General features: G+C 61.2%; 15 protein-coding genes and 2 pseudogenes. 11 read left to right on the plus strand and 6 right to left on the minus strand.

Annotated features, from left to right (window positions below; genetic code table 11):
• Positions 1–49: 49 nt before the first annotated feature.
• From LL253_RS14405 to LL253_RS14435, 7 genes are read left to right on the plus strand one after another with little or no spacing between them, the layout of a single operon-like run.
• On the plus strand, positions 50–508 hold the full coding sequence (locus tag LL253_RS14405; RefSeq protein WP_228227619.1) for a nuclear transport factor 2 family protein: 459 nt from the start codon (positions 50–52) through the stop codon (positions 506–508).
• A gap of 7 nt (positions 509–515) precedes the next feature.
• Positions 516–1,352: an enoyl-CoA hydratase-related protein gene (locus tag LL253_RS14410; protein WP_228227620.1), complete on the plus strand. Its 837-nt coding sequence runs from the start codon at positions 516–518 to the stop codon at positions 1,350–1,352.
• Positions 1,353–2,123 carry an enoyl-CoA hydratase-related protein gene (locus LL253_RS14415; RefSeq protein ID WP_009821808.1) on the plus strand — a complete coding sequence of 257 codons (771 nt, stop codon included), beginning with the start codon at positions 1,353–1,355 and terminating at the stop codon, positions 2,121–2,123. It begins immediately after the preceding gene.
• Between the two features lie 23 nt (positions 2,124–2,146).
• Positions 2,147–2,371: a dodecin gene (locus LL253_RS14420; protein ID WP_228227621.1), complete on the plus strand. Its 225-nt coding sequence runs from the start codon at positions 2,147–2,149 to the stop codon at positions 2,369–2,371.
• A 24-nt stretch (positions 2,372–2,395) separates the two neighbouring features.
• Entirely contained in the window at positions 2,396–3,556 is a 1,161-nt protein-coding gene (locus tag LL253_RS19935; RefSeq protein WP_323133416.1) for a flavin reductase, read from the plus strand.
• A gap of 56 nt (positions 3,557–3,612) precedes the next feature.
• Entirely contained in the window at positions 3,613–4,374 is a 762-nt protein-coding gene (locus LL253_RS14430; RefSeq protein ID WP_228227622.1) for an SDR family NAD(P)-dependent oxidoreductase, read from the plus strand.
• 12 nt (positions 4,375–4,386) lie between these two features.
• On the plus strand, positions 4,387–4,893 hold the full coding sequence (locus tag LL253_RS14435) for a nuclear transport factor 2 family protein (protein WP_228227623.1): 507 nt from the start codon (positions 4,387–4,389) through the stop codon (positions 4,891–4,893).
• Positions 4,894–4,936: 43 nt separating this feature from the next.
• Here LL253_RS14435 and LL253_RS19830 read toward each other — a convergent pair whose 3' ends face one another.
• From LL253_RS19830 to LL253_RS14460, 6 genes and pseudogenes are all read right to left on the minus strand, one after another.
• Positions 4,937–5,152, minus strand: a complete 216-nt coding sequence (locus tag LL253_RS19830; RefSeq protein WP_266101026.1) for a dienelactone hydrolase family protein — start codon at positions 5,150–5,152, stop codon at positions 4,937–4,939.
• 110 nt (positions 5,153–5,262) lie between these two features.
• A pseudogene (locus LL253_RS19835) lies at positions 5,263–5,646 on the minus strand (dienelactone hydrolase family protein); the annotation flags it as partial.
• A 71-nt stretch (positions 5,647–5,717) separates the two neighbouring features.
• Positions 5,718–6,359, minus strand: coding sequence for a 3-oxoacid CoA-transferase subunit B (locus LL253_RS14445; protein ID WP_228227624.1), 642 nt, complete (start codon positions 6,357–6,359; stop codon positions 5,718–5,720).
• A complete protein-coding gene (locus LL253_RS14450; RefSeq protein ID WP_228227625.1) occupies positions 6,359–7,066 on the minus strand; it encodes a CoA transferase subunit A in 708 nt (235 codons plus the stop codon). Before LL253_RS14450 ends, LL253_RS14445 begins: the two co-directional genes overlap by 1 nt.
• Entirely contained in the window at positions 7,063–8,253 is a 1,191-nt protein-coding gene (gene bktB / locus LL253_RS14455) for a beta-ketothiolase BktB (RefSeq protein WP_228227626.1), read from the minus strand. The genes LL253_RS14450 and bktB overlap by 4 nt, the downstream gene beginning before the upstream one ends.
• Before the next feature lie 158 nt (positions 8,254–8,411).
• Positions 8,412–10,049 (minus strand): flavin-containing monooxygenase, encoded by a 1,638-nt coding sequence (locus LL253_RS14460; protein ID WP_228227627.1) that lies wholly within the window; start codon positions 10,047–10,049, stop codon positions 8,412–8,414.
• Positions 10,050–10,205: 156 nt separating this feature from the next.
• Here LL253_RS14460 and LL253_RS14465 point away from each other — a divergent pair.
• The 4 genes and pseudogenes from LL253_RS14465 (at position 10,206) to kdpF (ending at position 13,143) form a co-directional block, all read left to right on the plus strand.
• A protein-coding gene (locus LL253_RS14465; RefSeq protein ID WP_407696109.1) for an IS3 family transposase occupies positions 10,206–11,377 on the plus strand; the annotation gives its coding sequence in 2 pieces (ribosomal slippage) (positions 10,206–10,467 and positions 10,467–11,377; 1,173 coding nt in all).
• Positions 11,378–11,600: 223 nt separating this feature from the next.
• Positions 11,601–11,873 (plus strand): annotated as a pseudogene (locus LL253_RS14470) (transposase); the annotation flags it as partial.
• A gap of 223 nt (positions 11,874–12,096) precedes the next feature.
• Complete coding sequence (locus LL253_RS14475) at positions 12,097–12,948, plus strand: TorF family putative porin (protein ID WP_228227629.1); 852 nt, start codon at positions 12,097–12,099, stop codon at positions 12,946–12,948.
• A 105-nt stretch (positions 12,949–13,053) separates the two neighbouring features.
• Entirely contained in the window at positions 13,054–13,143 is a 90-nt protein-coding gene (gene kdpF / locus LL253_RS14480) for a K(+)-transporting ATPase subunit F (RefSeq protein WP_009823688.1), read from the plus strand.
• Positions 13,144–13,156 lie beyond the last annotated feature (13 nt).

Raw genomic sequence — 13,156 nt, forward strand, 5'->3', positions numbered from 1 at the left:
GAAGGGGCGAGCGGGAGAGACTTCTGCCCCGAAAGGAGAATGATTAAAAATGACAGACAGCCAGATCTCGCAGCTTTTGGAGCAACAGGCGATCGAACGGATGATGTTCGAATATTCTTACTATCTCGACATGAACGATCCGACGAGCATGGCCACGCTCTTCGTGGATGATTGCGAGGTCAGCTATGCGCCCAATTTCGGCGCGGTCGGCATCGAGGCTTACAAGAAGACGCTCGACGGGATTGGCACCTTCTTCAAGGGCACCAGCCACCATAATTCCAATGTCGTCGTCGACTTCGTCAGCGAAACCGAAGCGGACGTCCGCTCCATCGTCTTGGCCGTTCATCGCTACACTAAGGAGCGCCCCGACGGCATCCTTTACGGCCAGTACTTCGATCGCGTCGTCAAGGTCGATGGACAGTGGAAGTTCAAGCGCCGCGAGCTGCGCACGACCATGACCACCGACTATCACGTCAAAGCTTCCAACCCCATCGGCCGGTTGGAATAATCGCTCCATGCCTCCCTATGAAACCGTCAGGATAGAGCATGAGGAGGCGTTGAGCTGGATCGTGCTCAATCGTCCCGAGGCCGCCAACGCCTTGTCGCCGCAATTGCTCGACGAGTTCGGCCATGCGCTCGAATTGCTTAAGCATGAAGGGGGCCCGGTCATCGCCATACGGGGGGAGGGCAGGGGCTTTTGTTCCGGCATCGATCTCGGAGGCTATGGCGGGGGCGACAAGGGGCCGGCAGATCCGATGGCCGACCGCGCCCGGCTTGAAGCCAACGTTGCGCGCTGGTTGCAGATGTGGGATCACCCAAAGCCCGTCATCGCGGCGGTCCATGGGTATTGCATGGCCGCCGCCGCACAGATGTGCGTGTTCACCGACATCACGGTGGTTGCCGATAATGTGAAGATCGGCGAACCGACCATTCCCATAGGCGGCGGCTTCATTGCTCCCGCCTGGGTTTCCCTCGTCGGGCACAAACGGGCGAAGGAATTTGCATTCGTGCCGGGCAACTGGATCGATGGACCCACCGCCGTCGAATGGGGCTGGGCCAATCATTGCGTTCCGGCCGACGACCTCATCGCCTGCGTCCGCTCGCTGGCCGAGCGCATTGCCCTCACGCCGCCCGAAGTGCTCAGGCTCAAGAAGCTTTCTATCAACCGTGCGGCCGAAGCCCAAGGCTTCCGTCAGTCGCTCTCCGGCATCGCCGAGATCGACGCGCTGCTGCACCTCGCACCCGCCGTCCTCGAGATCCGTGCCCGTATGAAGGACAAGGGCCTCAAGGCGGTTATCCAGGAATATAAAGTCGCGCCGACGAGCCCACTGGTCGCGCTAAAGGAGCCATGAATGTCTGACATCGAATTCACGAAAGACGGCCATACCGCGCATGTGAAGCTCAACCGTCCGCAAGGTCTCAATGCGATCACGCAGGAGATGGATGATCTGCTGCTCGCGGCATGGACCGACATCAACGACGACCCGGATATCTGGACCGTCATTCTTTCGGCTGAAGGCGAGAAAAGCTTTTGCATAGGTGCGGACGTCTCCGGCGGCGCCGAGCGCAAAACGCGCATGGCGCTGGCTGGTGGCCTGACCGGCATCGGCGGCCCGCTAGTAAAATTGAAAAAGCCCCTTATCGTTGCGGTCCAGGGCTTCTGCGTTGGTGGCGGTTTCGAACTCGCCATGTGCGCCGACATCATCGTTGCGGCCGACACAGCTCAGTTCGGTCTGCCCGAAACAAAGGTCGGCATCATCGGCGAATGCGGCGTCGTGCATCGCGCCGTGCGCCAGCTTCCCCACCATATCGCAATGGCTATGATCCTGACCGGCGATCGCATCAAGGCGGAAGCCGCGGAGCGCTATGGTTTGGTCAACGAGGTCGTACCCTACGCCGATCTTGCTGCCACGGCGCAGAAATGGGCCGACAAGATCAATGGCGCATCGCCGCTGGCCAACCAGGCCGCGAAGGTCGCGGCTCTCGATCGGCTCGGCTACCCGCTTGAGGTCGCCCTCATGACGAAGTTCGAGGAAATCGAGCAATATGCCGCGAGCGCGGACAAGCGCGAAGGCGAACAAGCCGCCGGCGAACGCCGCAAGCCGGTGTGGACCGGACGCTGACCTAACCAAGGAGGAGCCAGGTAATGAGTGATCATGTCTATCGGATTATTGAGATCGTCGGCTCCTCCACGTCGAGTGTGGACGACGCGATCAAGACCGGCATAGCGCGCGCCAGCGAGACACTGCATGGCCTGCGATGGTTCGAGTTGGTCCAGACCCGTGGACATATCGAGGACAGTCAGATCCAGCACTTCCAGGTCACATTGAAAGTCGGCTTCGTCGTCGACCCCGTGACTGGCTCCGATTGAACGCCATACTGAACGAGGCGCCCTGTGTTATCTTCTCAGCAAGTCCTTTCCATCGACCCCAAATGGTATCGCCAGGTTCTCGGGCAATATCCGACCGGTGTCTGCGTGATCACCGCGACGGACAGCGATGGCGTTCCCGTATCGATGGTCGTGGGTTCCTTCACGTCGGTCTCGTTAAATCCGGCGTTGGTCGCCTTCTTTCCCGATCGCGGATCGAGCAGTTGGGCCAAGTTACGTGATTGTGATCATTTCTGCGTTAATATCCTGGGCGCAGAGCAGGAGCCTGTCTGTCGCCAACTGGCGTCCAAGGACCCAAACAAATTTGACGGCGTCGCCCACCGGATTTCGGATCGAGGCTGTCCTGTCCTTGAAGATGTGGTCGCGTGGATAGAATGCCGACGCTACGCCATCACTGATGCTGGGGACCATGAGATGGTCACAGGCGAAATTGTCGCGCTCGACATCGCTGGCGGCGGACTGCCTCTTCTCTTCTTTCAGGGCGGCTATGGCCAGTTTGCCCCCGGATCGCTCGTCGCGAGCGAAGCGCCGGGCCTGTCTCTTGCCCAGCTTCGGCAGGTCGATCGGGCGCGCGCCGAACTGGAGCGTCTTGCCGCCGAAACCGGGGGACGATGCATTGTTACCGTCCGGGCCGGCGAGGAACTGATCGTGGCAGCGAGTGCCGGACAGGGAAATGTTCCTGGCATCGCAACGCTCGTCGGGCAACGATTGCCGTTCCGCCTGCCGACCGGGTCGGTGTTCGCAGCCTGGCTCTCCGATCAGGAAGTCGGCCCCTGGCTTGGCCGCCACGACGTTCCGGTCCGCGACGCTGCGGCCACCGTTCTTGCCACAGTGCGCGAACGCGGCTTCTCGGTCGGCCTTATCAGTGAGGCACAACGCATCTTCTCCGCGCAGCTGGCCGCTGCTGGTGACGACGAGATCGCTGTCGAGGCGCTGGAGGAGCTGATTTCCGACCTGGCCTATGATCCGGCCGAATGGACTGATGCGACCAAGGGACAGGCGCGGGTCGTCTCGGTGCCGGTTTTTGGTACCGACGGCGCCGTCGCAATGGCGCTGACACTCTATGGTTTCCCCAAGCCTCCAGAAGGCGGCATCGATATCTATATCGCGCATCTGATCGAAGCAGCCGCCCGCGTTGACGCGAGTCTTGGAGCCCGCGCGCAATAGAATATGAACCTTCCGGGCGACAGCAGCCTATTCATTCAACTTTCAAGGAAACACCGATGGACATGCGTGATGTCGCAGCAATCGTCACGGGAGGCGCATCGGGCCTGGGTGGCGCGACAGCCTCGATGCTTGCCGCGCACGGCGCACGGGTCGCGATCTTCGATCTCAATGAGGAGCAGGGGACCAGGAAGGCCCAGGAATTGGGCGGCGCGTTCTACCGGGTCGATGTCGCCGACGCGCAGAGCGTGAAGGATGGGCTGGAAGCCGCAGCACAAGCGCACGGAACGGCGCGCATCTTGGTGAATTGCGCAGGCGTCGCGCCGGCGATCAAGACGGTCGGTCGGGAAAATGTGCCGCATCCGCTCGACAGCTTTCGCCGCGCCGTCGAGATCAATCTCATCGGCAGCTTCAACGTCATCGCCCAGTTCGCCGCCCTTCTGACCGCTGCCGAGCCTGTCGGCGAGGAACGTGGCGTCATCGTCAACACCGCAAGTGTCGCTGCTTATGACGGGCAGATGGGTCAGGCGGCCTACGCCGCGTCAAAAGGAGGCGTCGTGGGCATGACGCTACCGGTCGCCCGCGATCTGGCGCAGCACAAGATCAGGGTCATGACGGTCGCGCCGGGCATCTTCCTGACGCCGATGCTGATGGGATTGCCCCAGCCGGCGCAGGATTCGCTTGGTCAGCAGGTCCCGCATCCCAGCCGCTTGGGCCGCCCGGAAGAATATGCTCAACTGGTGGAAGCCATCATCGGCAACCCCATGCTCAATGGTGAAGTCATCAGGCTCGACGGCGCGATCAGAATGGCGCCGCGATAGAAGGAGAGAGAAATGGACCTGGAGCAACGCATTCGCCGACTGGAGGATCGCAATGCGATCTCGGATCTCGTCGTCTCCTATTTCCTGGCGTCTGACGATGACGATTCCGACAGCGTGGCGGCCAGCTTCATTCCCGACGCCACATTCAGTTCTTCGGGCGTTCTCAATGCGACCGGTCGCGATGCCATCGTCGAATTCATAAAGACGGCTCGTTCCTATATGGGGCTCACGGTACACACTCCCCATTATGTCCAGTGCCGGTTCGAGTCCGACGATCGGGCTACCGGCCTTGTCGGCGCGCACCTGGAACTGGTCCTGGGGGGCACCAGCGTCGTCGGTGCCGTCCGCTATGTCGACAGCTATGTCCGAGACGGCGAGGTCTGGCGCTTTGCCTCACGCGATATGCGCACCGTTCATATCGCACCGTGGGATGAGGTCGGCGAGGCGTTCGCCTCGACGACCCCGGTGCGCTGGCCGGGCGGCGAAGCAGCCGCCTCGGATTTCCCGCGCAAGTGTTAGTCGTAGCGCAGGCGTGCCGGTCCGCTGGACATCGCACGCCAGCTTATATCACGTCATGGCGATTGCCGCTCGTCCCGACGTCAGGTGCTGCCCAAAGTTCATCCAGAAACGCCCGCATCGCATTCCATGAGCGACGATCGGCAACGGGATCGTAGCGAAGCCAGTCGGGAAGGCCACGCTCACGCGCCCTGGGATTTGTGAAGCTGTGACGGACCCCGCCATAGACATGCATCTCCCAACGAACCTCCGCTTCCCGCATCGTCTGCTCGAAATGCAGCCGCTGTTCTGCGTCGATGGAGGGATCGTCCGCAAAAGTATCGCTGCCTTGATGTTCGGCGCATCCTGTGGCGCGGTCGACGCCAGGCCGCTGTGAAAGCCCACCACGGCTCCGATGTCGCGGCCGGTAAGCGCCAACTCCAGCGCCATCGTACCGCCAAAGCAGAAGCCGATCGCACCAATCTTCGCAGGATCGACCTCCGGTTGCGCAAGCAGCGCCTCATAGGCAGGCACCACACGCTCGCGCACGCAGTCACTGCTTCTCTGCAAGGGTTCGAGCTTCTGTAGAACCTCCTCGAGCCCGCTCAGTTCGCGCGCCTCGCCATGAAGGTCGCACGCCAGCGCGACATAGCCCATCTCGGATGCAATCCGCTCGGCGCGCAGGATCGCCTGGTCGCTCAGGCCATAGCCTTCGGGAAAGACGAGGACACCAGGGTGCGGTCCTGCGCCAGCGGGTAGGGCAAGATGTCCGCGCATCGCCAGCCCGTCCGCCACATAATCCACCGTCCGCACGCTGATCGCGCGTGCGTCCCTTGGCGACCGGCCGGTCACAACGCCACCTCGAAGGAGGCGGACGTCTTTGCCGCGACATCCTGGTGCGTCACGCCGGGCCCGAGCTCGATCAGCCTGAAGGGGCTGTCATGGTCGGCCCGCTGGAATACGGCCAGGTCGGTGATGATCATGTCTACCACATTCTTGCCGGTCAGCGGCAGCGTGCATTCCGGAATGAACTTGGGGTCGCCATTCTTGGAAGTGTGTTCCATAACGACGATGATCTTCTTGACGCCCGCCACCAGATCCATCGCGCCGCCCATGCCCTTGATCATCTTGCCGGGGATCATCCAGTTGGCAATGTCGCCATTCTCCGCAATCTCCATCGCGCCAAGCACGGTCAGGTCGATATGCCCGCCACGGATCATCGCGAAGCTGTCCGACGAGCTGAAATAGGCGGTTTGTGGAAGTTCGCTGATCGTCTGCTTGCCGGCATTGATCAGGTCCGCATCCTCCTCGCCGTCGAGCGGAAAGGGACCGATGCCGAGCATGCCATTCTCGCTCTGGAGCGTGACTTGCACACCGGCCGGAATATGGTTCGCCACAAGCGTCGGGATGCCGATGCCCAGATTGACGTAGAAGCCGTCCTCAAGCTCCTTTGCCGCGCGCGCAGCCATTTCATCTCTGCTCCAGGCCATTATGCGTCTTCCCTCTGACGAACGGTGCGGAATTCGATCTTCTTCTCGTAGGGTGCCCCCACGATCATGCGCTGGACATAGACGCCAGGGAGGTGGATCGCATCGGGATCAAGCGATCCCACCGGCACGATTTCTTCCACCTCGACCACGCATATCTTGCCGCAGGTCGCAGCGGGCATGTTGAAGTTGCGTGCGGTCTTGCGAAAGATGACATTGCCGCTCTCGTCGGCTTTCCACGCCTTGATCAGGCTGAGGTCGGCGAAGATGCCGCGTTCGAGGATATAGTCCTCGCCGCCGAAGCTCTTCACTTCCTTGCCCTGCGCCACCTGCGTCCCGACGCCGGTCTTGGTGTAGAAGCCGGGGATGCCCGCACCACCCGCGCGCATACGTTCCGCCAGCGTGCCCTGGGGACAGAATTCCACCTCCAGTTCGCCCGCCAGATATTGCCGCTCGAACTCCTTGTTCTCGCCGACATAGGAGGCGATCATCTTGGCGACCTGCCGCGTGCGCAGCAGCTTGCCGATCCCCTCATTGTCGATGCCGGCATTGTTGGAGGCGAAGGTCAGGCCGGAAACACCGCTGTCGCGCACCGCGTCGAGCAGCCTTTCCGGAATGCCGCAGAGGCCAAAGCCGCCCGAGGCAATGAGTAGACCGTCCTGCAAGATGCCGGCGAGCGCCGAGGCTGCGTCGGGAAAAAGCTTCTTCATTCCGCGCCTCCCACACGCTCCACCACCATGGCGATGCCCTGACCGCCGCCGATGCACATGGTGATCAGGCCATAGCGCCCGCCGATCCGCTCAAGCTCGTAGATCGCCTTGACGGTCAGGATCGCACCGGTCGCACCTACCGGATGGCCCAGTGATACGCCCGAGCCGTTCGGATTGACCTTCTCCGGATCGAACCCGAGCACCTTGGCAACCGCGCACGCCTGCGCCGCAAAGGCCTCGTTGGACTCGATGACGTCCATCTGCTCGAGCGCCAGGCCCGCCCGTTCGAGCGCTATAGGGACCGCCTTGACGGGACCGATACCCATCCGGTCGGGTTGCACACCGGCATGGCCCCAGCCAATAATCCGCGCGAGCGGCTTGAGGCCATCGCGGTCGACGGCGGCCTGCGACGCAAGGACGATCGCGGCCGCGCCGTCGTTGATCCCCGAAGCATTGCCTGCCGTTACGGTGCCATCCTTCTTGAACACCGCCTTCAGACCCGACAGGCTCGCGACAGAGACGTCGGCCCGGACATGTTCGTCGGTATCGAACATTTTGGTGCCCTTGCGATCCTTGACCTCGATCGGCAGGATCTGGGAGGTGAAGCGCCCCTCCTGCTGCGCTCGTGCCGCCCGGCTATGGCTCAGGACCGCAAGCTCATCCTGATCCTGCCGCGAGATATCATGATCGGCCGCGACATTCTCGGCCGTGATTCCCATGTGCATGCCTTCGAAGGGATCGCTCAGCACCGCGAGCAGCGTATCGACCATCTTGATCTCGCCCATCTTCTGACCGAAGCGGGCCGCAGCCACCGAATGGGGCGAGCGGGTCATCGACTCCGCGCCGCCGGCCACGGCGAACTCGCATTCATCGAGCGCGATCATCTGCGCAGCAGATATGATCGCCTGCAGGCCCGAGCCGCATAGTCGGTTGAGTGTCAGTGCAGGCGCTTCGATCGGAATTCCGGCGTCGACCGCGGCGACACGGGCAAGATAGGCATCCTTCGGCTCACTGGGAATGACATTGCCCATGACCACATGGCCGACCTGATCGGCGCCGATGCCGGCGCGCTCGATGGACTCGGCGATGACGGCAGCGCCGAGCTTGGCTGGCGGAACATCGCGAAGGCTTCCCCCAAAGTCGCCGATCGCGGTACGCACGCCGGACAGGATATAAATTGGTTTCATGGCTTCCTCATCTTTTGGTGGACGGGTCTAGATGCGCCGATGGCGTCCTGCGGAACGGTCGCGCCGGCGCGCGGGGTGGATCTTGTGGCGATGAAACTGCACACTTCGAGCCGGGTTCGCCGATCCTGGATGAACTGCGCGAACCCGTGATCAAACGCCTAGGCGAGTTCGAACCCCGCATAATCGGAATAGGCCACTTCCTCGCAGCGCTTGCGATATTCGGGGCCACCGCCGACATAAACGAGGGTGCGCTTTACCGTGCTACCGTCCGGCTTGGTCGTGGTCTTGACCCACCAGGCATTGGCGTCGGCCATGAGCGTTCTGGCGAAATCGGCATAGACCGCCTCGGTCCACTGCGCTTCGGCGGCTTCGCTGGCTTCCGAGAAGGTCAGGCCGCGATCCTGCATATAGGTGATCATGCGGGTGACCCATTCGCCCTGGAGGCCGCCGCACACGCCTACATTGCAGAAGGCCGATCCATTGTGCGGGCCGACCAGCGTGAAGAAATTGGGGAAGCCGCGCGCCTGGAGGCCCAGGAATGTCGAAGGGCCATCGGCCCAGGCATCCTTTAGACGCTGGCCGTTCTTGCCGGTGATGTCGATGCGATCGAGCGAGCCGGTGACGGCATCGAAGCCGGTCGCGAAGATGATCACGTCGAGGTCATAGACTCCGTCAGCGGTAACGATCCCTCCGGGCGTGAAATGCTGGATCGGTCCATCCTTGATATCGATAAGATGGACATTGGCCTGGTTGTAGGCCTCATAATAGTTGGTCTCCATCGGCACGCGCTTCGCACCGAAGGGGTGGTCCGTCGGGATCAGTTTCTCCGCGATCGCCGGATTGGTCACACGCTGGCGGATTTTCTTCGCGATGAAGTCGGCGAGGAACTTGTTCGATTCTTTGCTCAGCAGGAGATCGCGAAAGCTGCTGAGCCATATACCATAGCCCGGCTGATTATAGAGCTGCTCGAAAAATGCCTCACGCTCCGGCTCCGAAACCTCGGTCCCCTTGCGCGTGTCGCGATGGTAAGGGAACGCCGTCGGTGTCGATTTCACATATTCCAGGATGGTGGGATAGCGTTTGCGGATGAGATCCATCTCGTCTTTTTCGAGTGGCATATTGCCGAGCGGCGTGCACCAGTTCGGCGTCCGCTGAAAAACAAAGAGATCCTGGGCGGACTGTGCGGCAATCGGAATGATCTGCACGCCAGTCGCGCCAGTGCCGATGACGCCGACCCGCTTGCCCGTGAAATCGATCGTCTGCGGATTGCCCTCGGCGTCGGTCGGCCAGCGGGACGTATGAAAGGCTTCGCCCTTGAAGTCCTCGATACCCGCATAATCCGGCATTCGCGAGGCGGACAACGGGCCAGTCGCCGATATCAGGAAGCGGCAGGTCAGATTCTCGCCGCTGTCCAGACCGACCTTCCAGACATTAGCGAGGCCGTCATAGTGAGCAGACACCACCTTGGTGCGGAACTTGTAGTGGCGGCGGACATCCATCTTGTCGGCCGCATAATTGGCATAGCGCAACATCTCGGGCTGCCCCGCGAAGGTTTCGCTCCAGTCCCATTCGGGAATGATGCCGCTCAGCGCGAAATAGCCATAGGTATAGCTTTCGGTGTCGAGGCGGCATCCGGGGTAGCGGTTCCAGTACCATGTTCCGCCAACATCCTCGCCCGCCTCGATGCCCAGAACCCGCAAGCCTTCCCGGTCGAGCAGGTAGGTCTGGTTCATGCCAGTTACACCTGCACCGATGATGATCGCATCATAATCCAGCTTCGTCTCAACTCTACTCACGACACATCTCTCCTTGGAACGATCTTTCTTACTGTCAACGCCCGCGTTGACGATCTGTCAAGGAGATTTGAAGTGGCGGCCATCTCAGAAGTTTGATCTGCCCCCTGCTGAGTGGCCCAGAGACTATGATAGTCTGGACCACGAAAGGGATGACAGATGCTATTCAAGAAGCACAAGCCGGAAGAGATCATCGGCAAGCTGCGTGAAGTTGAGATTGTGCTGGCGCAGGGGGCCTCGACCGCCGAAGCATGCCGTCGGATCGGGGTCAGCGAGCAGACCTATTATCGCTGGCGCAAGGAATATGGCGGGCTGAAGACCGACCAGGCACGGCGGATGAAGGATCTGGAGAAGGAAAACCAGCGGCTGCGCCGGGCGATCTCGGACCTGACTTTGGATAAGCTGATCCTGCAGGAGGCGGCAAAGGGAAACTTCTAAGCCCCGCGCGGCGGCGACGCTGCATTGATCATGTGCGACGAGAGTTTCCGGTATCCGAGCGACGGATATGCAGGGTACTGTGTCAGCATCGATCGACGCAGCGCAAGGTGCCGCGCGGGGCGGATGACGAACAGGCGCTGACAGAGGACATCATCGCCTTGGCGAGGCAATATGGTCGTTACGGCTACCGCCGGGTGAAGGCGTTGCTGTGCCATGCGGGGTGGACGGTGAACCATAAGCGGGTCGAACGGATCTGGCGGCGTGAGGGGCTGAAGGTTCCGCAGCGCCAGCCAAAGCGCGGGCGTCTATGGCTCAATGACGGATCCTGCATCCGCCTGCGGCCGGAATATCCGGGACATGTATGGGCTTACGACTTCGTCGAAGGGCGCACGCATGATGGCCGCAAGTTCCGCATCCTGACCATCATCGATGAGGCCAGCCGGGAGTGCCTGGCGCTCGTCGTGGCGCGTCAGCTCAAGCATGAGGATGTTCTGGCGGCCTTAGCCGACCTGTTCATCTCGCGCGGCCCTCCGGCACATATACGATCCGATAATGGCAGCGAATTTATCGCGACTGCCGTCCAGAAATGGTTGGGGCAGATCGGCGTGAAGACGCTCTACATCACGCCGGGGTCACCATGGGAGAATGGCTATAACGAAAGCTTCAACGGGTCGCTTCGCGACGAACTGCTCAACGGCGAGATCTTCTACAGCCTCGCCGAGGCCAAAGTGCTGATCGAAGCCTGGCGGCGGCATTACAACACCGTCCGCCCGCATAACAGCCTGGGCTATCGACCACCGGCACCGGAAACGGCGACACCGCCATATCCGGCCTCCGGTTCCGCTTCGCTCCACCTCCGTCCGGATATGGCGGCGATGAGATTAATGCACTAATAAACCAATTGGTCCACTCGGTGGGGGCAGATCATAACCGCACGGTCGAAAACCTCTTGCATCAACTGCGGCAACCGGAGAAGTTCTGACCCTAGCAAAGCAGCCAATGGGGTATCGATTGGGGTATTTTGAGATATTAAGGGGAAAATATAGTTCAAATTCAATTGTTTGATGGTGATTATAAGGAGATGCCGGGCCTACCAAACTCTTGCGTCGCCACTTCGCCGGCCTGCGCCTGACGGGCATGACGGCGCCCTGGGTGCTCGACGGGCCGATGGATGGCGATACCTTCCAGGTCTACGTCCGCAACGTCCCGGCACCCACGTTCCGGCGCGGCGATGTCGTGGTGCTCGACAATCTGCCCGCCCACAAGGTCCCCGGCATCCGTGAAGCGATCACCGCCCGGCGCGCCCAGCTCTTCTACCTGCCTCCCTACAGCCGCTACATGAACCCGATCGAGATGGCCTTCGCCAAACTTAAGGCGTTGTTGCGGCAAGGACCCGCGCTTGCCCACAACCTTGTCGATCCTGCTGTTGCTGCTCCGTCATTCGTCGGCAACCCGACCCGAAATGCCGGATGTGCTGCCCCGTCATTCTATATGCAAATACTATGTCAATGGGCAGGCGCCCATCTCGATATTTAACGCCGTCAGCTAATATCTCGTCACCTCACGATTTCGCGTGCGGAACGCCTCCGCCGCCCTTCGAAGGGGAGATATCATGCATCGCTTGCCCGCTCCTGTTGCGGCATTTGTTAGTCTGCTTTCGGTCGCCCCAGCGTTCGCACAGGATGCTGCGATGCCGGCACCCGACATCGCTGTCAGCGGTTCTGCAATGCTCATATCCGATTACCGCTTCCGTGGTATATCACAGAGCGACGATCGCATGGCGCTCCAGGGCGGCATCACCCTGACGCACAAGGATGGCGCTTATGCGGGCGCGTGGGCGTCAAATCTGTCTGGATGGGGGACGTTTGGCGGCGCCAATATGGAGCTGGATCTTCTCGCCGGCTACAAACGGTCGCTCACCGGAAATTTGGCGCTCGACGTCGGTCTGACCTGGTACATGTATCCCGGCGGAGCAGACAAGTCCGACTTCGCCGAACCCTATGTCAAATTCTCTGGAACCGCCGGCCCGACGTCGCTGACGGCGGGCGTGGCCTATGCGCCGAAACAGGAAGCGCTGGGACGCTGGTATCGGACCGGCGCTGATGCTGTGTCGGGCACCTATACCCATCCAGGCGCGAGGGGAGACAATCTTTACATCTGGGGAGATGCAGCCGTCGCGCTGAAGGGCACGCCGCTCAGTGCGAAAGCGCATATCGGTCATTCCGACGGCAACCGCGGGCTCGGACCCAATGCGACCAGCGTCGCGCCGACGGGCGCTTATTGGGATTGGTCGGTGGGGATGGACGCGGTCTGGCGCAACCTGACGTTGGGCGTCGCCTATGTCGATACCGACATCGGGCGGCGCGAAGCAGCCTATCTCCAGCCCAGTTTCAGCAAGGGCCAGGACGGTTCGGGCTCCATCGCTGATGGCGCCATCCTCCTCTCACTTTCCACAGCATTTTGAAGGAGATGACATATGCAGGATCTGTTCTGGCTGTGTGCCATGGCGGGGCTGCTGGCGGCGACACTGGCCTATGCCCGACTGTGCGATCATGCGTGAGGTGACGCGATGACGCTTGATCTCTGGCTCGCTGCGGTAACCGCACTTGGTCTTCTCGTCTATCTGGTGGCGGTGCTGCTCCGCCCTGAAAAATATTAGAAAGGGAGGTCAA

The organism is Sphingobium soli (genome assembly GCF_020782245.1).
GTDB lineage: Bacteria > Pseudomonadota > Alphaproteobacteria > Sphingomonadales > Sphingomonadaceae > Sphingobium > Sphingobium soli.